At 62.3% G+C, this 14,672-nt stretch carries 10 protein-coding genes; all 10 read right to left on the bottom strand.

The window, feature by feature from the left end; all coding sequences use genetic code 11:
- Positions 1 to 18: 18 nt before the first annotated feature.
- The 10 genes from IPP03_17410 to IPP03_17365 all read right to left on the bottom strand — a co-directional run bounded on the left by IPP03_17410 (position 19) and on the right by IPP03_17365 (position 14,653).
- On the bottom strand, positions 19 to 969 hold the full coding sequence (locus tag IPP03_17410; GenBank protein ID MBL0354341.1) for a nitronate monooxygenase: 951 nt from the start codon (positions 967 to 969) through the stop codon (positions 19 to 21).
- Between the two features lie 2 nt (positions 970 to 971).
- Positions 972 to 2,633, bottom strand: coding sequence for a long-chain-fatty-acid--CoA ligase (locus IPP03_17405; protein MBL0354340.1), 1,662 nt, complete (start codon positions 2,631 to 2,633; stop codon positions 972 to 974).
- 24 nt (positions 2,634 to 2,657) lie between these two features.
- On the bottom strand, positions 2,658 to 3,230 hold the full coding sequence (locus IPP03_17400; protein MBL0354339.1) for a chalcone isomerase family protein: 573 nt from the start codon (positions 3,228 to 3,230) through the stop codon (positions 2,658 to 2,660).
- Entirely contained in the window at positions 3,227 to 3,742 is a 516-nt protein-coding gene (locus IPP03_17395; protein MBL0354338.1) for a DUF4442 domain-containing protein, read from the bottom strand. The genes IPP03_17400 and IPP03_17395 overlap by 4 nt, the downstream gene beginning before the upstream one ends.
- Positions 3,743 to 3,745: 3 nt before the next feature.
- A complete protein-coding gene (locus IPP03_17390; GenBank protein MBL0354337.1) occupies positions 3,746 to 4,945 on the bottom strand; it encodes an acetyl-CoA C-acyltransferase in 1,200 nt (399 codons plus the stop codon).
- Between the two features lie 124 nt (positions 4,946 to 5,069).
- Positions 5,070 to 7,469, bottom strand: coding sequence for a 3-hydroxyacyl-CoA dehydrogenase/enoyl-CoA hydratase family protein (locus tag IPP03_17385; protein ID MBL0354336.1), 2,400 nt, complete (start codon positions 7,467 to 7,469; stop codon positions 5,070 to 5,072).
- Positions 7,470 to 7,641: 172 nt separating this feature from the next.
- On the bottom strand, positions 7,642 to 8,955 hold the full coding sequence (locus IPP03_17380) for an outer membrane protein transport protein (GenBank protein ID MBL0354335.1): 1,314 nt from the start codon (positions 8,953 to 8,955) through the stop codon (positions 7,642 to 7,644).
- A 137-nt stretch (positions 8,956 to 9,092) separates the two neighbouring features.
- Positions 9,093 to 11,012: an enoyl-CoA hydratase/isomerase family protein gene (locus IPP03_17375; protein ID MBL0354334.1), complete on the bottom strand. Its 1,920-nt coding sequence runs from the start codon at positions 11,010 to 11,012 to the stop codon at positions 9,093 to 9,095.
- A gap of 3 nt (positions 11,013 to 11,015) precedes the next feature.
- Entirely contained in the window at positions 11,016 to 12,299 is a 1,284-nt protein-coding gene (locus IPP03_17370) for an acetyl-CoA C-acetyltransferase (GenBank protein MBL0354333.1), read from the bottom strand.
- Positions 12,299 to 14,653, bottom strand: coding sequence for an acyl-CoA dehydrogenase (locus IPP03_17365; protein MBL0354332.1), 2,355 nt, complete (start codon positions 14,651 to 14,653; stop codon positions 12,299 to 12,301). Before IPP03_17365 ends, IPP03_17370 begins: the two co-directional genes overlap by 1 nt.
- Positions 14,654 to 14,672 lie beyond the last annotated feature (19 nt).

The raw sequence follows: 14,672 nt of genomic DNA, 5'->3' as shown, positions 1-14,672 counted from the left end.
TCTCCTTGTTGCCTGTTATCAGTATGGGTTGCTGCACAACGCCGCTTTAGCCGTGCGGTATTCCTGCTTCATCCGGGCGATCAAGGTGGCCACCGGCAGAATGTCGCCGATCAGTCCGACTCCCTGCCCGGCGCCCCAGATGTCCTTCCACGCCTTGGCAGGCCCGGCGGAACTGCCGAAGTTCATCGAATCCTTGTCCCTGACCGGGAGATTCTCCGGATCGAGACCGGCCGCCTCGATGCTCCTTCTCAGGTAGTTGCCATGCACGCCAGTGAAATACGGCGTGTAAACGACGTCGACCGCAGCCGAGTCGACAAGGCACTGTTTGTAGGCTTCCTGGGCATTGGCCTCGCGCGTCGCGATGAAGCGTGTGCCGATGTAGGCGAAATCGGCTCCCATCGCCTGCGCCGCGAGAATGCCGCTGCCGTTGGCGATGGCGCCGGACAGCGCGAGCGGCCCGGCGTAGAACTTGCGGATTTCGCCGACCAGCGCGAACGGGCTAAGCATGCCGGCGTGCCCGCCAGCTCCCGTGCAAACGAGGATCAGCCCATCGACACCGGCTTCAAGTGCCTTCTCGGCATGGCGGACGCTGATCACATCATGAAAGACCAGACCACCGTAAGCATGAACCTGCGGCACGATGGCATCCGGTGCGCGCAGGCTGGTGATGATCAGCGGCACCTCGTGCTTCACGCAAAGCGCCATGTCGTGCTCGAGACGCTCGTTGGACTGGTGGATGATCTGGTTGACGGCAAACGCCGCCGCGTCCGGAGAATCCGCCAGTTCGGCCCTGATGCGGGCCAGCCAGATGTCGAGCAGTTCCGGCGGGCGCGCGTTGAGCGCCGGGAACGACCCGATCAGCCCCCCCTTGCACTGGGCGATAACGAGGTCCGGGTTGGAAACGATGAACATCGGCGCGCAGATGGCCGGCAGGGCCAGCCCCTTCCGCAGCGCTGCGGGAACCGGCATTACTACGCCCCTTCCTTGAGGGCCCGGCGCAGGATCTTGCCGACGTTGGTACGCGGCAGATCGGGGCGGAACTCGACCTGCTTCGGCACCTTGTAGCCGGTCAGGTGCTTGCGGCAGTGGGCAATTATCTCTTCCGGAGTCAGGTTCGGATCCTTGCGCACGACAAAGATCTTGACCGCTTCGCCGGTGTTGTCGTCGGGCACACCGATCGCCGCCACATCGCCGACACCTTCGTGCATGGCGACCACTTCCTCGATCTCGTTCGGATAGACGTTGAAGCCCGAGACGAGAATCATGTCCTTTTTGCGGTCGACGATGAAGAAAAACCCGAGCGCGTCGACATAACCCATGTCGCCGGTGCGCAGGAAGCCATCGGCATAAATAACATTGGCGGTTTCCTCTGGGCGATTCCAGTAGCCGGCCATGACCTGCGGGCCGCGGACGCAGATTTCCCCGATCTCGCCGATGGCCAGCTCCTTGCCGGTATCGTCGCGGACCGACAGATCGGTCGAGGAAATCGGCAGGCCGATCGAGCCGTTGAATTCCTTGAGATCAAGCGGGTTGATCGTCGCCGCAGGAGACGTTTCGGTCAGGCCATACGCCTGCAGCAGCGGCGACTTGGTCACCTTCTGCCAGCGCTCGGCAACCGGCGCCTGAACCGCCATGCCGCCCCCCAGCGACAGTTTCATGGTCGAAAAATCGAGCTTCGCGAAATCTGGATGATTGAGCAATCCATTGAACAGGGTGTTGACACCGGTCGCCACCGAAATCGGGTATTTCGCCCATTCCTTGATGAAGCCGGGCATGTCGCGCGGATTGACGATCAGCAGGTTGCGTGCACCGATCATCAGGAAAGTAAGGCAGTTCGCGGTCAGCGCAAAGATGTGATAAAGCGGCAGGGCGGTGACGATGAATTCCTTGCCGTCATCGATCACCGGCTTGATCCAGGCATGGGCCTGCATCACGTTCGAGGCGATGTTGGCATGGGTCAGCATGGCGCCCTTGGAGACCCCGGTGGTGCCGCCGGTGTATTGCAGGAAGGCGAGGTCATCGTGACTCAGCTTGACCGGCTCCATGCCATGACGACGCCCGGCAGCGAGTGCCGCGTTGATGTTGATCGAGCCCGGCAGCGACCACGCCGGAACCATCTTCTTGACGTGGCGGACGACGAAATTGACCACGGCGCCCTTGACCATGCCCAGCAGGTCCCCCATCGGGGTGACGATGACCTGCTTGATCTCGGTCTTGGCGATCACCTGCTCCAGCGTATGAGCAAAGTTCTCGACGATGACGATCACCTTGGCGCCGGAATCCTTCAACTGATGCTCGAGCTCGCGCGGCGTATAGAGCGGATTGACATTGACGACGACACACCCGGCGCGCAGGGTGCCGAACAGCGCCACCGGATATTGCAGCAGGTTGGGCATCATCAGTGCGACGCGCTCGCCCTTTCCGAGGCCGATCGACTGCAGCCAGCCCGCGAAATCACGCGACAGACGGTCCAGTTCGCCATAGGTCATCTCGCGATCCATGCTGATGTAGGCCACCTGATCGGCATACTTGCGGCAGGCGTCCTCGAATAGCGTCACCAGCGAGTCCAGGTGGTCGATGCTGATTTCGGCGGGAATGCCAGGCGGGTAAGTCTTGATCCAGATCTTTTCCACTTTTTTGTCTCCTCGTTTAGTTTCTTAACCACCCAGCAATGCCTTCTTCAGCGAGGAGTCAACCGGGTTCTCTCCCAACCAGACCTTGAGCAGGGCACGCGCGAACGGGACACTGGCTACCTTGCCACGGGCCTCGCCATTGAAGCTTACAGCGACCCCCTCAGCGGTAAAATCAATCGCCACGCTGTCACCGTTCTTGGCAGTCCCGATCTTTTTCATGATCTCGGCGAACTGGTCGGTCGGCGCCTTGAGGGCAGCCAGTTCGGCCTCACTGTTGTTGTCCTTGAGTCCATCGCGCAGGGCGCCGTAGAGCGTGTCGGCATCGATGTCGCGCAACATGCGCATAACCATTCGGCGCGGTGTCGCCGCATCGAGAAGAGCGGCCGGCGTGCTCGACTTCTGCGTCGCGTACAAGGCTCCGACATAGACCTTGATGAAAACCTTGCTCCGCACTCCGACGCCATTAAGCGCCAGCTCATTGGCGCCGACCTTGATGGCTTCGTCCACCTTGACGCCGGCGACCTCGGCCGCCTGGACCACGGGAACGGCGAGCAACGCCACAGCCAATGCTGCGATCCGTACTGAATGTGAAATCATCTTCTTTCTCCTTCGTTGGCTTTGTTCCGATAATGATTCTTGTCGGCGATATAGACAGTCCGCTCAACCACAGTATGCACCGCGCCGTGGGTGTCCTTCAACTCGACCAGATAGGTTCGGTCCAGTTCCGGGGTCTCGCGCAGCGCCGCCCGGATTGCTTCAACCTCTTCGGCGTCCAGGGAAAAATCAGCGTAGAGCGTGGTAAAGGCAGGCTTCCGGTAGCGGATGCTGGCCGCCTTGTCCCAGACGATCACGCCGTCGCCGAGGGCGGACATCAGCATCATGGGGTGCACTCCGTCGGTCACGGCGAACAGTGAACCACCATAGATCGAGCCGACAACATTGCGGGTCCGCCAGTTCAGCGGCAGGCGAATCCTGATATGCGACATGTCGTGTGCCACGTGTTCGACACACCCGCCCGTGCCGCGAAAAGCGGGATGGAGGTTAAACCCCATCCGCATCATGCGCGCCCGCCAAGCTGACGGAACTTTCGCAAGCCAGGCGGGTTTCACTGCTCAGAGCGCCTCGATGATCCCAGCGGCGCCCATGCCAGTGCCGATGCACATGGTCACCATCCCGTACTTGCCACCGGTGCGCTTGAGGCCATGCGCGACGGTGGCGATGCGGATGGCGCCAGTCGCCCCCAGCGGGTGACCGAGGGCGATGGCGCCACCCAGCGGGTTGACCTTTTCGGGATTGAGACCCAGTTCGTTGATCACCGCCAGCGACTGCGCGGCGAAGGCTTCGTTGAGCTCGATCCAGTCGAGGTCGTCCTGCTTGATGCCGACCTGCGCCAGCACCTTGGGGATGGCGGCGATCGGGCCGATGCCCATGATCTCCGGCGCCACGCCACCCACCGCGAAACCGGCAAAGCGAGCCAGCGGCGTCAGGTTGTGTTCCTTGAGCACCTTTTCCGACACCAGCATCACCGCAGCGGCGCCGTCGGACATCTGCGACGAGTTGCCGGCGGTCACCGATCCGCGCACATGGAAGACTGGGCGCAGCTTGCCCAGCTTTTCCAGCGAGGCGTCGGCGCGCGGGCCTTCGTCATGCTCGGCGATGCGCTCGCGCACCCTGACCTGACCGGTCTTGAGATCGGGCAGGTTCTCGCGGATGGTATAGGGCGTCGTCTCGGCCTTGAAGTGACCGGCGGCGATTGCCGCACAGGCCTTCTGGTTCGAGGCCAGCGCAAATGCGTCCTGCGCTTCGCGGCTGATCTTCCACTGGTTGGCCACCCTTTCCGCGGTCAGGCCCATGCCGTAGGCGATGCCAAGGTTTTCTTCCTTGGCGAAGATGGCAGGATTCATCGCCATCTTGTTGCCCATCATCTGCGGCATGATGCTCATCGATTCGGTGCCACCGGCGATCATCACATCGGCGAGGCCGAGGCGGATCTGGTTGGCGGCATCGGCCACCGCCTGCACGCCGGACGAGCAGAAACGGTTGATCGTGATGCCCGGCACGGTAACCGGCAGACCGGCCAGCAAGAGGCCGATACGGGCGACGTTCATGCCCTGCTCGGCTTCCGGCATGGCGCAGCCGACGATGACGTCGCCGATGCGCGCCGGATCGATGCCCGGCACCTGGGCGACAACGGATTTGATGACGTAAGCCAACATGTCGTCTGGCCGCACGTGCTTGTACATGCCGTTACGCTTGGCGACGGGCAGACGGGTGGCGGCGACGATGTAGGCGTCCTGAATTTGTTTGGTCATGGTGTATTCCTCAAGTTTTTTATTCCATGTCGGCTATGCGCCAGGACGCGAAGCTGGCGCGCAGACAGTACGGTTAGTACGGCAAGCGGCGGCGACAAAATCCTGGCATTTAGAAGACATGGAATCAGTTACGGAGCGGCTTGCCGGTTTCGAGCATGTGCTTGATGCGCGCCTGGCTTTCCGGGGTCTTGAGGAGTTCGACGAAGAGCTGGCGCTCGACCGTGATCAGCCATTCCTCGTCGACCAGACTACCGGTCTCGATGTCGCCACCGCACAGCGCGGTCGCGGCCGCCTTCGCCACCTTGTAGTCGTGGGCGGAAATCATGCCGCCTTCCTTCATATTGACCAGCATCATCTCCAGCGTCGCGATACCGGTGCGGCCGGCTACCGGAATGGCGCGCTGCATCAACGGCGGGGCGTAGCCGGCATCGGCCATCGCCCGCGCTTCACGGATCGCCACGAACAGCAGTTCGTTGGCGTTGAAGAGGATGCTGTCGGAAGGCCGGGCGAAGCCCATGTCGATCGCTTCGAGCGCGCTCTTGGCGACCTTGGCCATGGCGATGTTCTGGAACACTGGCTGCAGGAAATCGAAGAGTTCACCCGGTGTCGCGGACTGGGCAGCCCACTCGGCAGCACGCACGGCAAATTCCTTGCAGCCGCCGCCGGCCGGAATCAGGCCGACACCGGCCTCGACCAGACCGACATAGCTTTCCAGCGCCAGCACGCGCTTCGCCGAGTGCATGACGAATTCACAACCGCCACCGAGGGCCATACCCTGCACCGCAGCCACCGTCGGCACCTGCGCGTACTTGAGCATCTGCGAGGCACGCTGGAACTTTTCGACCGTCTGCTCGAGCAGATCGAAGCGGCCACCCGCGCAGGCTTCACTAACCTGTTGCAGGTTGGCGCCGACAGCGAACGGCGCCTCGTGCCAGATCACCACGCCATCGAGCGTCTGTTCGGCCTGGCGCACGGCGGCGATCAGGCCGTCCATGACCTCGTTGCCGACGCTGTGCATCTTGGACTTGAAGGAAATGATGCCGATTCCGGCGTCGACCGCAGCAAGCTTCCACATACGGATACCGTCGTTCTCGTACAGCGTCTCGCCGGACTTTTCCGGGGTCGCGGCGCCTTCGCCGAGCACGCGCTCAGGGAAGATCTGGCGCTGATAGACCGGCAGCGCGGAGCGTGCCACATAGGCATTGCGGCTCGCGGAATACGAACCTTGTGGCGTATGCACGCCGGTACGCCCGGCTTCCAGCGCCCAGCCCGGCAGCGGGGTGTCGCTCATCGCCTTGCCGGCCGCGATGTCGGCAGCGATCGCCTGCGCGATGGCGGACCAGCCGGCGGCCTGCCAGGTCTCGAACGGACCCTGCGCCCAGCCGAAACCCCAGCGCATGGCGAGATCGAGGTCACGGGCGTTGTCGGCGACGTTTTCAAGGTGGACCGCAGCGTAATGGAAAATGTCGCGGAAGATGGCCCACAGGAATTGTCCCTGCGGATGTGTCGAGGCACGCAGTGCGGCGAACTTCTCGGCGGGATTCCTGATCTTCAGGATGGCCGCGACTTCATCGGCGATGACGCCGGCCGAAGCCCGGTAATCCTGCGCGGCAACGTCGAGCACCTGGATTTCCTTGCCCTGCTTGCGGAAAATGCCACAGCGGGTCTTCTGGCCCAGCGCGCCCTTGGCAATCAGCGCGGACAGCCATTCCGGCGTCGTGAAGTAACCATGCCATGGATCATTGGGCAGCGTGTCCTGCATGGTCTTGACGACGTGCGCCAGCGTGTCGAGACCGACGACGTCGGCAGTGCGGTAGGTGGCGCTCTTCGGACGACCGATGCGCGGACCGGTCAGCGCGTCGACTTCGTCGAAGCCGAGACCGAAGGCGGCGGTGTGATGCATGACCGCGAGAATCGAAAACACGCCAATGCGGTTGGCGACGAAGTTCGGCGTATCGAGGGCGCGAATGACACCCTTGCCGAGACGCGAGGTCAGCCAGGTTTCCAGCGCATCGAGGGTCGTCGCGTCAGTGCCGCGGGTGGCAATGATCTCGACCAAGTGCATGTAACGCGGCGGGTTGAAAAAGTGGATGCCGCAGAAGCGCGGACGTACCGTCTCCGGCAGGCCTTCGGCCAGCGTGTTGATCGACAGGCCCGAGGTGTTGGAGGCGATCACCGCGTTGGCGCTCAGGTGCGGCGCAATTTTCGCGTAGAGATCGTTCTTCCAGTCCATGCGCTCGGCGATGGCTTCGATCACCAGGTCGCACTCGGCGAGCAGCGGCAAGTGCTCCTCGTAGTTGGCGGCGTCGATGTACTTCAGCTTGCCTTTGTTGGCCAGCGGCCCCGGTTCCAGTCTCTTGAGGCCTTCGAGGGCCCGGTGCACGATGCCGTTCCTGTCACCCTCCTTGGCCGGAAGGTCGAAGAGCACGACCGGCACGTTGGCATTGGCGAGATGCGCGGCGATCTGCGCCCCCATCACGCCGGCGCCGAGAACGGCGGCTTTCTTCACGATCAGCTTGTTCAAGCGGTTCTCCTTAAGGTGTTTTTGTTCCGTTCAAGCCCTGCTTGCCCGTGTTAAACGAACGTTTGAATTATAATGCAACGGCTGCCGCGGTCAACGCATTTGCTAGGGAAAATACTCGAAAAAAAACCCCGGACTGGCCGGGGCTTGAACGAGACAATTGGCGGACGGGCGATCAGAAGCCCATCGAGTACTGGGCGCCGATGAGCCACGAGTAGTCATCGTAGTTGCCCTTGAGCAGGCCCTGCGGGGGATTGGCCCGAGCCCATCCCGGATTGTTGATCGGCGCACCCTTGACCCAGATATAGGCGGCACCGACATCAAGCGCCGAAGTCTTGGTCGGCTTCCACTGGACACCGCCGGTCAGCCAGGTGCGGTCGTTGTCCGGCAACGAGGTGATCCGGTATTCAGCATTCGGAACCGGGCTGTTGTCATACGCGATACCGGCGCGGAACTTGATATCCTCGCTCATCTTGTAGTTGGCGCCCAGCGCGAAACGCCACGTATCATTGAACTTGGTTTCCAGAATCTGAGCGGTTGAACCAGCGGGTGACGTAAGCGAGGGCGAAGTGCGAACGATGTCCAGTTCCTGGATACTGCTCCAGCCCATCCACGAAATATCGCCCAGAACTTCCCACCGGTCGCCGATTCCCTGAGCGATGCTTAGTATGAAAAGATCGGGAAGCTTGACTTCGGTCTTTGCGCCGGAGCTTCCTGCGAGATTGATGGCTGCGCTCGGGCCGGTTACGCTGACGTTGCCGTCGAGAGTGTATTTGGTCGTCGAACGATACGAAACACCAATCTTGGTTTGCGGTGCCGGCGTGAACAGCGCTCCGATGTTCCAGTTCCACGAGTCGTCGTCGGCATCGAATTCCTTCGTGCTGGAGGCAATCGCTGCCGTCTGAGCCGGAGTCAGCCCGCCAATCCCGACAGCGGCCTTGTAGTTCGCGGTCATCCGCTGCCAGCTGACACCCGCCCCCAGCGACACCCATTCGTTGGCCCGCCATGCCACCGACGGGTTGATGTTGTAGGTCTTGATTTCGAAACTGTTCGAGTGACCACTACCCTTCCACGGGGCGCTGTACTCAACCACATTGCCGAAGGGGGCGCCGATGCCCAGACCCACGTACCAGTCCGGCGCTACCTGCCAAGACAGATAGCCATTGGGCACGAAGGAAGTGCCGCCACCATCACCGCCGTTGCCGGCCAATTGGAAGGCCCCTACCCGCGAACCCTCATCCTGGAACTTGAAGCTGGTCGTGATGATGTTGGCGCCCAGCGAAAACTCGCGAGCCTGCAGCTTGGTCATGCCGGCCGGGTTGAAATAGATGGTGCTGGCGTTTTCGGCAACGGCAGCCGAACCGGCGAAAGCGTTGCCGAGGCCGCTGGCGCTCTGCTCCCAAAGGCCAAAGCCGGAAGCGCTGGCGCCACCCGAAAAGGTGACGGCGAGGAGCGCCGGAATCAGGCGCAGGGTGATGTTCTTGGGCATTGATCTCTCCACTCGAAAGCAGTTAATATTTTTGCGCTTTGGCAACATGTCAATTAGACATCAACGTCAACTTCAAGCCAAGACGAAGCCGCAATGTCGGGATTTATTGTCCGTAAGTGTTGTCCTGAGGCAACAGACTATTGCGCCTGCGCCTTGCGGTAGTTGAGCGGCCCGCCGGTAAACGGTGCGAAGCCAGTCCCGAAGATCACCCCGGCATCGGCCAGATCGGCATCGGCAACGACACCGCTGGCGACCAGAAGCTCGGCACGGTCGATCAGCGGCTTGGCGAGACGGGCGGCAAGCCCCGAGGGCGGTGTTTCGGGTGCTTTCTTCTGGGCCTTGCCATCTGTCCAGGCATAAAAACCCTGGCCCGTTTTCTTGCCCAGTTGGCTCTTGTCGACCCTGGCTAGCAGGCAGCGTGGCGCTGCCGCCCCGCCCGCCAACTGCTTGCCGGCAGCGACTGCGATATCCAGCCCGACCGTGTCGGCGAGTTCGATCGGCCCCATCGGCATGCCGAAGAGCAGCATCGATTCGTCGACGGTTTCCGGGCTGATTCCTTCGTCGACCGCGCGCATCGCTTCCAGCATGTACGGCGCAAGCACGGCATTGACCAGGAAGCCGGGTTCGCTCCTGACCGGCAGCGGCAGCTTGTCGATCTGCCGGACGAAAGCACAGGCCGCCTGCACCATGGCCGGATCGCCGCCTTCTGCAGCCACCACCTCGACCAGCGGCATCATCGCCACCGGGTTGAAGAAGTGGATGCCGACCAGCCGCTCGGGCCGTTGCAGGACGGTGCGCAGGTCTTCGAGCTTGAGGCTGGAGGTGTTGGTCGCCAGCACGGCATCCGGTCGCATCACGGCATCGAGCGTTTTGAACAGCGCATGCTTGGCTTCGACATTTTCGAAAATAGCCTCGATCACGACATCGGCGTGGGCGGCACCGACTCCGTCGGGGTCGGGAATCAGTCGGTCCATGATCGCGCGCAACGGCAGCCTGTCCTTGATGCGCCGGGCGAAGCGTTCGTGGGCGCGTTTCAGCGCCGGTGCGATGCGTTCGATATTCTGATCCTGCAGCGTCACCGTCATGCCGCGCTGCGCGCACCAGGCGGCGATGTCGCCGCCCATGACGCCAGCGCCGACGACGTGGACGCGTTTTGCCCTGAAGTCCGAATCCTTGCCGAAGCTTTTGAGGCGCTCCTGCAGGAAAAAGACGCGAACCAGGTTGCGCGCCGTCGGCGAGCGGACGATCCTGTCAACCAGTTCCGGCGCCACCAGGGCATTGCCCTTGTATTTCTCCCAGATATCAATGATCGCGTACGGCGCCGGGTAGTGTTCCGGGCGCGCCCGCTTGGCGACCTGCTTGCGGGCGCCGTTGGCGACGACGCTTTTCAGTGGCCCGTTGAGCAGTTTCTGGATCAAGGGCAGCGGACGGCGCGGCGCATTCGACAGCACCATCATTCGCGCAGCACGTTCCATGACGCGCGGCGGCACCGCATCGTCGGCCAGACCCATTTTCTTGGCGCGCCAGGCATCGATCGTCTTGCCGGTCAGCATCATGTCCATGGCGGCAGCGGGGCCGACGCGCTCGGGCAGACGCAGCATGCCGCCCCAGCCGGGGAAGATGCCAAGCATGACTTCCGGCAGGCCCATCTTGGTGCCCGTCTCGCTCACCGCCAGCAGATAGCGGCACGCCAGCGCTAGTTCGAGGCCGCCGCCGAGGCAGTGACCGCGGACTAGCGCCAGCGTCGGGTAGCGCACGGCGGCGAGGCGGTTGAACAGGTTCCAGCCGCGCTCGACCAGTTCGCGGCCTTTTTCGGCGCTATCGAGTTGCGTGAATTCCTGGATGTCGGCGCCGGCGATGAAACCGGCGCTCTTGCCGGAGCGGAAAATCAGCGCCTTGGGCGGCTTGCGCTCAAACTCGTCGAGCATCTTCCCAAGCTCGTCCATGACCGCCCGCGACAGCGAGTTGGCCGATTCGCCGGCCTTGTCGAGAATGGCCCAGGTGATGCCTTCAGCGTCAACGTCAAGACGCCAGTGTTGCAGATTCAGATTGGTCATTGCTTATGCTCCGGCTTCGATCAGCATTGCCCCGCCCAGGCCGCCGCCGATGCAGATGGCGGCGATGCCGCGTTTGGCCTGTTTTTCACGCAGCACGTGCAGCAGATGGAGGACGATACGGGCGCCGGAAGCGCCGACCGGGTGGCCGATGGCAATGGCGCCACCATCGACATTCATCTTGTCTTCGTCGAGGGCGCCGAGCGCTCCCGGCAGCCCGAGTTCGCTACGGCAGTAGTCGTCGGATTTCCAGGCTTCGCGACAGCCGATGACCTGGGCGGCGAAGGCTTCGTTGATTTCCCAGGCATCGAGATCGTTGAGACCAAGGCCGTGACGCTGCAGGATCGGCGTCGCGGCATGTACCGGACCAAGCCCCATCAGCGCCGGGTCGAGTCCGGCCCACTGGCTGTCGACGATCTTGCCGAGCGGCTCGAGGTTCCATTTTCTGACCGCCTCTTCCGAAGCGAGGATCAGCCAGGCGGCACCGTCGGTAATCTGCGAACTGTTGGCCGCCGTGATGTTGCCGTACTTCTTGTCGAAGAAGGGCTTCGGCTTGGCCATGCCGGCCATGCTGGCATCGGAGCGCACGCCGTCATCCTCGGCATAGACATTGCCCTTGCCATCGACGACCGGCACGATCTCGCCATAATGACCGGCGGCACGGCCGGCCAAGACGCGCTGATGACTACGCACTGCAAAAGCATCCATCTGTTGGCGGTCGATGCCGAATTTCCACGCCAGGTTCTCGGCCGTCTGGCCCATCAGCAGGCCGCAGACCGGATCGGTCAGGCCTTTCATCAAACTGATCACCGGCGTCAGCAGCGCGGCCGGGCGTAGCTTAAAAAAATGGCCGATTTTCTGGTTGACCGTGCGCATTGACATCATGCCGGCAAACCAGCGCACCATCGTCTCCGAATAGAGCAGCGGGGCATGCGACAGCGCATCGACACCACCAGCCAGGACCAGATCGGAACGCCCGAGCTGGATGTTGGCAATCGCTGAATCAAGCGCCTGCATGCCGCTGGCGCAATTGCGCATGACGGTCCAGCCCGGAACCTTGTCGCCACAACCGAGGCGCAGGGCGACCATGCGTCCGATATTGGTTTCATCGGGCGACGGCGCCGCGCAGCCCAGGATGACCTCATCAAGATCCTGTGGCGCGAAGGGTTGGCGCAGCAACAGGGTACGACCGGCCTGAGTCGCCAGATCGGAAGCGGAGAACGGACCCGGCCCCCTCTGGGCTTTCAGGAATGGCGTTCGCGCGCCGTCAACGATGTAAATGGTTTTCATCAGGCTGCCTTGCGTTCGGCCGCCGGCTTGTTGGCCGTTGCCACGTTGAAGTCGAACGGGAAGTCATCGACATTGACGACGATGTCGCGCAGTTCGTTGCGCCGCTTCATCTTGTCGAACTCGGCGGCCGTGATCACACCGGCTTCAGCGGCGGCAATCGCGATATCGCGTACGTTGGCCAGCGGGTTGTTGGCGAAACGTCCGGCCTTCTCGGCATCGCGGATCTTGGCCTCGATGACTTCGGATTCGAGCGTTGCGATGAGCGCCAGCTCAATGGCGCCAACCGGCTCGCTCTCGGTCATCGGCAGGAAGCATTCCGCCGTCAGACGGTCGCGGGTAGCTGACGGGGCGATCAACAGCTTGGCAACCTGGTGGCCGACATCATCGGATGGCACCACATACGGATGGCCCCACGGGAAGATGCTGCGCTTCAGGAAGGCGGCGATGAAACGCACCGGGAAATTGGCGATGACGCCGTCGAACGCTTCCTGCGCCTTGTACATCGCGTCCCAGATCGCCCAGTGCATCAGCGGCGCATCCGCGGCCTGGCGGCCATCGACCTCGTAGCGCTTCAGCGTGCACGAGATCAGGTACATCTGGGCCAGGATGTCACCCAGACGCGCGGACAGCTTTTCGCGACGCTTGACGCTGCCACCAAGCACCAGCAGGGAAATATCCGACAGGAAGGCGAAGGCCGCCGAGAAACGCGTCATCTGCTGGTAGTAACGGCGAACTTCGGGCGCCACCTCGACATCGACGCCGACGAAGTGCGATCCGGTCATGCCCAGCCACAAGGCACGGAATCCGTTCCTGATCGTATAACCGACATGGCCCCACAAGGCCTTGTCGAAGTCGACCAGACCCTGGCGGACATCCTTGTTCTGCGCCGCCTGCATTTCAGGCAGCAGATAAGGATGGCAGCGAATGGCGCCCTGTCCAAAGATGATCAGGCTACGCGTGAGAATGTTGGCGCCCTCGACCGTGATGCCGATCGGAATCTGCTGATAGGCACGACCGATAAAGTTAGAGGGGCCAAGACAGATGCCCTTGCCACCAACGACATCCATGCCGTCATTGACCACCTGGCGGGCGCGCTCGGTAACGTGGTACTTGGCAATCGCCGACACCACGGAAGGCTTCTCGCCAAGATCGACCGCGCCGGCGGTCATCGTCCGCGTCGCATCCATCATGTAGGTGTAGGCGCCAATGCGGGTCAGTGCTTCCTCGACACCCTCGAACTTGCCGACCGCCATCTTGAACTGGCTGCGCACACGGGCATAGCCACCGACGGCACGCGCCGTCATCTGTGCCATACCGGCATTGGAAGACGGCAGCGAAATCGAACGACCGGCCGCCAGGCACTCCATCAGCATGCGCCAGCCCTGCCCCGCCATCTTCGGACCGCCGATGATGTAGTCGAGCGGCATGAACACGTCTTTGCCGCGGGTCGGTCCGTTCATGAACATGGCGTTGAGCGGGAAGTGACGACGCCCGGTATCGACGCCGGGATGGTCGTAAGGCACCAGCGCGCAGGTGATACCGATATGCTTCTTGGCGCCAAGCAGGCCGTCCGGATCGTAGAGATGGAAAGCCAGGCCGAAGACCGTGCACACCGGCGCCAGCGTGATGTAACGCTTGTCCCAGCTAACGCGCATGCCGAGCACTTCCTTGCCCTGCCACATGCCCTTGCAAATGATGCCGTTATCAGGAATCGACGCGGCATCGGAACCGGCCCACGGGCTGGTCAGCGCGAAAGCCGGCACCTCGATGCCCTTGGCCAGGCGCGGCAGGTAATGATTCTTTTGTTCCTCGGTACCGTAATGCAGCAACAGTTCGGCCGGGCCGAGCGAGTTCGGCACCATGACCGAGACCGACAGCGCCGACGAGCGCGTCGACAGCTTGGTCACCACCTGCGAATGAGCGTAGGCGGAAAACTCCAGGCCGCCGTACTTCTTCGGAATGATCATGCCGAGGAAGCCCTTGTCCTTGATGTAACGCCAGGCTTCGTTGGGCAGGTCGTACAACTCGTGCGTCACCTTCCAGTCATCGACCAGACGGCAGGCTTCGGCGCATTCGTTGTCCATGAACGACTGCTCGGCCGCGGTCAACGTCGGCTTCGGATAGGCGTGCAGTTTCTTCCAGTCGGGCTTGCCGCGAAAAAGCTCGCCTTCCCACCAGACGGTGCCGGCTTCCAGCGCGTCGCGCTCGGTTTCCGACATCTGCGGCAGAACCTTGCGATAAGTCGCAAACAGCGGGCGACTGATCACGGCACGTCGCAGCGGACGAATCAGGATCAGGCCGGCGAAGACTGCGAGCGCCAGCGCGCCGAGCAGAGGAATGATCGTATTTGACATGCTGTTATCTCCTGAGAAC

The sequence above is a fragment of the Candidatus Dechloromonas phosphoritropha genome (assembly GCA_016722705.1).
GTDB lineage: Bacteria > Pseudomonadota > Gammaproteobacteria > Burkholderiales > Rhodocyclaceae > Azonexus > Azonexus phosphoritrophus.
The sequence above is the reverse complement of the archived record's forward strand: the minus strand, read 5'-3'. Positions and strand labels throughout refer to the sequence as shown.

Coding starts and splice junctions, on each gene's coding strand:
- IPP03_17410 (MBL0354341.1), bottom strand. CDS start 969: ATGCCGGTTCCCGCAGCGCTGCGGAAGGGGCTGGCCCTGCCGGCCATC.
- IPP03_17400 (MBL0354339.1), bottom strand. CDS start 3,230: ATGATTTCACATTCAGTACGGATCGCAGCATTGGCTGTGGCGTTGCTC.
- IPP03_17390 (MBL0354337.1), bottom strand. CDS start 4,945: ATGACCAAACAAATTCAGGACGCCTACATCGTCGCCGCCACCCGTCTG.
- IPP03_17380 (MBL0354335.1), bottom strand. CDS start 8,955: ATGCCCAAGAACATCACCCTGCGCCTGATTCCGGCGCTCCTCGCCGTC.
- IPP03_17375 (MBL0354334.1), bottom strand. CDS start 11,012: ATGACCAATCTGAATCTGCAACACTGGCGTCTTGACGTTGACGCTGAA.
- IPP03_17370 (MBL0354333.1), bottom strand. CDS start 12,299: ATGAAAACCATTTACATCGTTGACGGCGCGCGAACGCCATTCCTGAAA.
- IPP03_17365 (MBL0354332.1), bottom strand. CDS start 14,653: ATGTCAAATACGATCATTCCTCTGCTCGGCGCGCTGGCGCTCGCAGTC.